The sequence below is a fragment of the Terrisporobacter muris genome (assembly GCF_024621905.1).
In the GTDB taxonomy this organism is placed as follows: Bacteria; Bacillota; Clostridia; order Peptostreptococcales; family Peptostreptococcaceae; genus Terrisporobacter; species Terrisporobacter muris.
This window is the reverse complement of the sequence record NZ_JANKBY010000232.1, coordinates 1-5831: the sequence shown is the minus strand read 5'-3', so window position 1 is coordinate 5831 and position 5831 is coordinate 1. Positions and strand designations below refer to the sequence as shown.

The 5831-nt window shown below is 27.0% G+C and carries 6 protein-coding genes; 3 read left to right on the top strand and 3 right to left on the bottom strand.

Annotated elements, in window-relative coordinates; genetic code table 11:
* Positions 1–31 precede the first annotated feature (31 nt).
* From NSA58_RS14625 to NSA58_RS14615, 3 genes are all read left to right on the top strand, one after another.
* Positions 32–1942, top strand: a complete 1911-nt coding sequence (locus NSA58_RS14625) for an ABC-F family ATP-binding cassette domain-containing protein (RefSeq protein ID WP_074429902.1) — start codon at positions 32–34, stop codon at positions 1940–1942.
* Positions 1943–2089: 147 nt separating this feature from the next.
* Entirely contained in the window at positions 2090–2824 is a 735-nt protein-coding gene (locus tag NSA58_RS14620; protein WP_074078652.1) for a glycerophosphodiester phosphodiesterase, read from the top strand.
* Positions 2825–2941: 117 nt separating this feature from the next.
* Positions 2942–3580 carry an isochorismatase family cysteine hydrolase gene (locus tag NSA58_RS14615; protein ID WP_039681168.1) on the top strand — a complete coding sequence of 213 codons (639 nt, stop codon included), beginning with the start codon at positions 2942–2944 and terminating at the stop codon, positions 3578–3580.
* A gap of 64 nt (positions 3581–3644) precedes the next feature.
* Here the strand turns inward: NSA58_RS14615 and NSA58_RS14610 are convergent, their stop codons facing one another.
* The 3 genes from NSA58_RS14610 to NSA58_RS14600 form a co-directional block, all read right to left on the bottom strand.
* Complete coding sequence (locus tag NSA58_RS14610; protein ID WP_039681169.1) at positions 3645–3896, bottom strand: hypothetical protein; 252 nt, start codon at positions 3894–3896, stop codon at positions 3645–3647.
* A gap of 140 nt (positions 3897–4036) precedes the next feature.
* On the bottom strand, positions 4037–4660 hold the full coding sequence (locus tag NSA58_RS14605) for a DUF3867 family protein (RefSeq protein WP_039681170.1): 624 nt from the start codon (positions 4658–4660) through the stop codon (positions 4037–4039).
* Between the two features lie 184 nt (positions 4661–4844).
* Positions 4845–5756, bottom strand: coding sequence for a S66 peptidase family protein (locus NSA58_RS14600; RefSeq protein WP_039681171.1), 912 nt, complete (start codon positions 5754–5756; stop codon positions 4845–4847).
* Positions 5757–5831: the final 75 nt, after the last annotated feature.

Here is a 5831-nt window from a genome sequence, read left to right as displayed (position 1 = left end):
ATAATAAACAAGAAAAACAAAGGTGATAGAAATGAATTTAATAAGCTTAGAAAATATAAATAAAAACTACTCAGAGAAAACTCTATTAAATAATATTTCTCTAGGTATAAACGAAGGCGAAAAAATAGGACTTATTGGTGTTAATGGGACTGGTAAATCTACTTTATTAAAAATAATAGCTGGAGTTGAGGAAAGTGAAAGTGGAACCATAATCAAGGCTAATAAGGTTCGAATTGAATATCTTCCACAAAATCCTTATTACGATGAAGAAGCAACCGTTCTTGAGCAAGTATTTAAAGGTACTTCCGCTGAAATGAAGTTAATAGGAGAGTATCAAGATATATTAGAAAAAATAAATCATACTTATGATGAAAAATTAAATACTAAATTACTTTCTCTTCAAAGTAAAATGGATGACTTAAATCTATGGGATTTGGAAAGTGATGCAAAAACTGTTCTTATGAAATTGGGAATAAAAGACTTTAACCAAAAAATAAAGGAACTATCTGGAGGTCAGAGAAAAAGAGTTTCTCTTGCTTCTGCTTTGATTACTCCTTGTGAATTATTGATTCTAGATGAACCTACCAACCATCTAGACAATGATACTATAGACTGGTTAGAGGAATATTTAAACAAATTCAAAGGTTCAATACTTATGATAACTCATGATAGATATTTCTTAGATAGAGTTACTAACAGAATTCTAGAATTAGATAAAGGCAGACTTTTTAGTTATGAAGGAAACTACTCTGTTTTCTTAGAAAAAAAAGCTGAGAGACTTGATTTAGAGCAATCTTCAGAACTTAAACGTCAAAACCTACTTAGAAAAGAGTTGGCATGGGTTAGACGTGGCGCACAGGCTCGTAGTACTAAACAAAAAGCAAGACTCCAAAGATTTGATGAATTAGTTAATGCAGATAAAAATGTAATTGATGAAAAATTAGACATCTCTGTCGGATCTTCAAGACTCGGAAACAAAATCATCGAAATCCACAATATCTCTAAAACTTTTGATGATAAAAAAGTAATAGATAATTTGGAATATACTTTGGCTAGACATGACAGAATAGGTATTATAGGTAAAAATGGTTTAGGTAAATCAACTTTAATAAATATACTTGACGGAAAAATCAAACCAGATAGTGGTGAAATAGAAATAGGTGAAACAGTTAAGATAGGTTGTTTCTCACAAGATGATTCCCATATGCACCCTGATATGAGAGCCATAGATTATATAAAAGAAGAAAGTGATTATATTACAACTGCTGATGGTAGCAAAATTACTGCTTCTCAAATGTGTGAAAAATTCTTATTTGATGGTACTATGCAATATACTTATATTAGAAAACTATCTGGAGGGGAAAGAAGAAGATTGCATCTTCTTAGAATTTTAATGTCTGCACCTAATGTTCTTTTGCTAGACGAGCCTACAAATGACTTAGATATAGAAACTTTAAATCGTCTTGAGGACTATTTAGATGAATTTAAGGGTGTAGTTATAACTGTATCCCACGATAGATACTTCCTTGATAGAATTTGTAATAAAATATTCGCTTATGAAGGTAGAGGGAAAATTCATATATATACAGGAAATTATAGTGACTATCTAGTATACAGAGAAAATGAGAATATAAAGTTTGAAGAATTTACTCAAAGTACTCCTAAGGAACAAAAAGTTAAAAAAGAAAAGCCAAAAAATGATAAAAAACTTAAATTCTCATTTAATGAACAAAGAGAATTTGATACTATCGATGATGATATTGCTTCTTTAGAGGAAAAAATCGAAAAACTTGAAGAAAGTACAAGTAAGTTTGCTACTAACTTTACAAAACTTCAAGAAATAATGGACGAAAAAGCAAAACTTGAAGAAGAATTAGAATATAAATATGAAAGATGGGAATATTTAAATAATTTGGCAGAAGAGATAGCTAATCAAAAATAAAATTTTCTTCGCTCATCTCGTGACGTCTAAGTCCTTGCTCTGCTTCGACTTATCCCGTTGCTTAAAATTATCATGGCGCCAACGTCTAAGTCCTTGCTCTGCTTCGACTTATCCCGTTGCTTAAAATTTAGTTTGGAGGTTTAGATAATGAGAATAATCGCCCATAAAGGCCTCAGTGGATTTTACCCGGAAAACACCATGTTGGCCTTTAAAAAATGTCTTAACTTAAACATATATGGAATAGAGCTAGACGTTCAAAAAACAAAAGATAACCAGATTGTCGTTATTCATGATGAAAAAGTTGATCGTACATTTAATGGTACTGGTTATATTAAAGATATGACTTTAAGTGAGCTTCAGTCTCTAAATTCCAATTTTAAAAATTATGAAAATAACAAAGACTGTAAAATCCCTACTCTAAAAGAGGTCCTGACATTATTTAAACCAACAGACTTTATAATAAATATAGAGCTTAAAAATAATAAAATAAAATATAAAAACTTGGAAGAAGATGTAATAAACTTAGTAAAAGAATTAAAAATGGAAAGAAGAGTTATTATATCTTCTTTTAGAATGAAAAGTCTTAATAAAGTAAAGGATCTTTGTCCTAAAATAACAAGGTCTTATTTAATAAGTGAAAGACTTTATAAATACAGACTTAAAAATATGATATTTTGTAAAGCTATAAAAAATAATTCTACTTATTTAAGCCCTAATTATATTATTGCAGATAAAAAATTTATTAATAAATGCCATAGAAGAGATATTAAAATTCTTTGTTATACTGTTAACACTATTGAAGAATATGAAAAACTATTAAAACTTAAGGTCGATGGAATATTTACGGATTTTCCTAATATTTTTCCTGCAATAAAGAAATAAATTACATATATCTAATTTAAATTTTACTTTTAAGAAAACCAACTGTATATACACATGTATTGACATAACCTCTCAGTAAATATAAAATAAGTTTATATTATATCGGGAGGTTTTATAATGGAAAAAATATTAGATAATTACAAAGCATTAGTTAACAACTTAGAAAATCTATGTGAAATTAAAATTAATGACTATGATTTAAATAAAACTGGATTATTTATAGTAGATATGAATAATGGATTTGCTAAAGAAGGTGCTCTATCTTCTCCAAGGGTAGAAAAAATAATAAAGCCAATAGCTGATTTTGGAAAATCAGTATCTTCTAAAATAAATACAATAGTAGCTTTTACAGATACTCATAATGAGGATGCTGTAGAACTGAAAAGTTATCCTACTCATTGTTTAAGGGGAGATAAAGAAAGTGAAGTAGTTGAAGAAATCCTGTCTATAGACAATATGGATATATTAGAAAAAAATTCTACCAATGGATTCTTTGTAATGGATATGGAAAAATATAAAAATTTAGATAATTTTATAGTTGTAGGATGTTGCACTGATATTTGTGTATATCAATTTGTACTGACACTAAAAACATACTTCAATCAAAATAATTTAGATAAAAATATTATAGTTCCTATGAATTTAATTGAAACTTATGATATAGATATGGTTCATAGTGGTGATTTTTTAAACACTATTTTCTTAAATAGTATGATTCAAAACGGAATAAATGTAGTCAAAAAAATTTTAATATAGTTTCATTAAAATAAAAAGGTGTCTTTTTTAAAGTGAAATAACACCTTTTTATTTTAATTGCAAGTTAAGCTACTATATTGTTAGTAAGTGTCATACTTAACAATACAAGGCCAAGAAAAATATTTATAATTCCTAAAGTACAATCTTCACATTCAGTGTTTACTAATATTTCTGTAAATCCAGTGTAAAATAAACCTGCTATACATAAACATGAAATAATTAAAATAGTTGGTATGCCAAAAACATAAACGTCATTAATTCCTAGAAATAGTGCGAAAAACAATAATAAAATACCTATAACAACTTTTAATTTCATTTTCTACTCCTCCATTCCCCCTTTATACCCCTATTGTATTTCACTTCTATTAATAAATCCATAAGATTTAAAATTTTCTGTAAATATTTAATGTTAATTTCCTTATACGTAAAAAATACACTTCTAATGAAGTGTATTTTTTAATAATCGTACTCTTTGCAATTTTCACATATAATTACTTTTAATTTATTATTATACATACTTTTATATGATAATAATAATTCATTTAATTGAGCATCCACTAGGTTTATAGAACCTTCACTAATTAGAATAACCTTTTCTTTTTCAATAATTATTTTTATATCGTTTACTTCATCTTTTAAAAAAGTTGTTATTAATTCCTTATTTTCTAAATCACTATTATACTTCTTATAAAAATCAGAATTTTTATCTATATCATTATATTTTTTTTCATTTACGGTATTTATTGTACTTTGTGTATTATTTGTAGGATTAAGTTTACTTAAGTCATCAAAACTTAGTTTATTAGGGTTTAATCCTAGGTTTTTTATTTGTTGATCTAATTCTGCTGGATCTACACCATATCTTTCCATTAATTTATTTTGCATCTTCATAAATTTTTCTTGAGATATATTATTTTCTCTCATATATTCATATATTTTAGATGTAAACTGAGACATGGTCATACTTCCGTTTGCTACAGAGAAATATAAATCATACATATAATTTTCAAATTTATCCACATCACTGTCTTTCACTTTATTCTTTAATTCGTTAAAATCAATTATTCTATCATCAGACATGTTAATTCCTCCTGCCAAAATTATACTTAATAAGAATTATACCACACTTATTAAAATATACATAATATAAAAAGAAATGTGGTGATTATTTTGTCGTTTCGTCTATTTCTTGTTTTCGCTATATTATTATTATTGGTTACTCCCCAAAATAAATCTTCTTAAGGATAGTTTTACTATCCTTAACTTATATTTTTCTTATCTTTATTTGATTTTCATTACAATTAAGATAACAACTCATATTTAAAGGTATTGTAACCATAGGTATACAATGACCAGATTTCAAATTATATATTGCTGGTTTTTTATTTTTTTGGGCAATTTCTTTAAGTATATCTAAAATTCCTTCATCATTTTGAAATGCTTTCTTACAATTTGTAAATTCACCAAATATTATTCCATTGCAATCATTAAATTTCCCCGCCATCTGTAGATGATTTAACATTTTATCCACTTTATAAGTATATTCTCCTATTTCTTCAATAAATAGTATTTTATTTTTAGTATTTATCTCATACTCAGTCCCCAAGGTTGAAACAATTATAGATAAATTCCCTCCTGTTATTGATCCTTCACAACAACCGCCATATAAAGATATTAATTTTTCATTAGATGGATTTTCAACTAATAATTCTTCTTTGAAATTTAATGCTTTTATCAATGAGCTATAAGTAAAATCATCCCATTTTTTTATACTTGCCGCCATGATTCCATGATAAGTAACCAAATTAGAAATCTGGTTTATAGCTATATGAAGAGCTGTAATATCAGAAAATCCCACAAATACCTTTGGATTATCTCTAATTATAGTAAAGTCTATTAAATTAAGAATCCTAGCACAACCATATCCTCCCCTAATGCAAATAATAGCGTCTACATCCTTATCTAAAAACATCCTTTCCAAATCTAATGCCCTCTCTTCATCTTTTCCACTTAAATATCCTTTATATGATAAATAGCAGCTCTTACCTATTTTAACTTTATAACCCAATCTATTTAATTCATATTTTATTTCTTCAATTTTTATATCTCTTAATGGTCCTGCTGGTGCAATCAACCCAATAGTATCTCCTTTTTCCAAAGCCTTTGGATATTTCATATTATCCCCCATTCCATAACATTTTACTTATTTATAAGCATTTTATACGAGTTCAAATCGTAATATTACTATAAG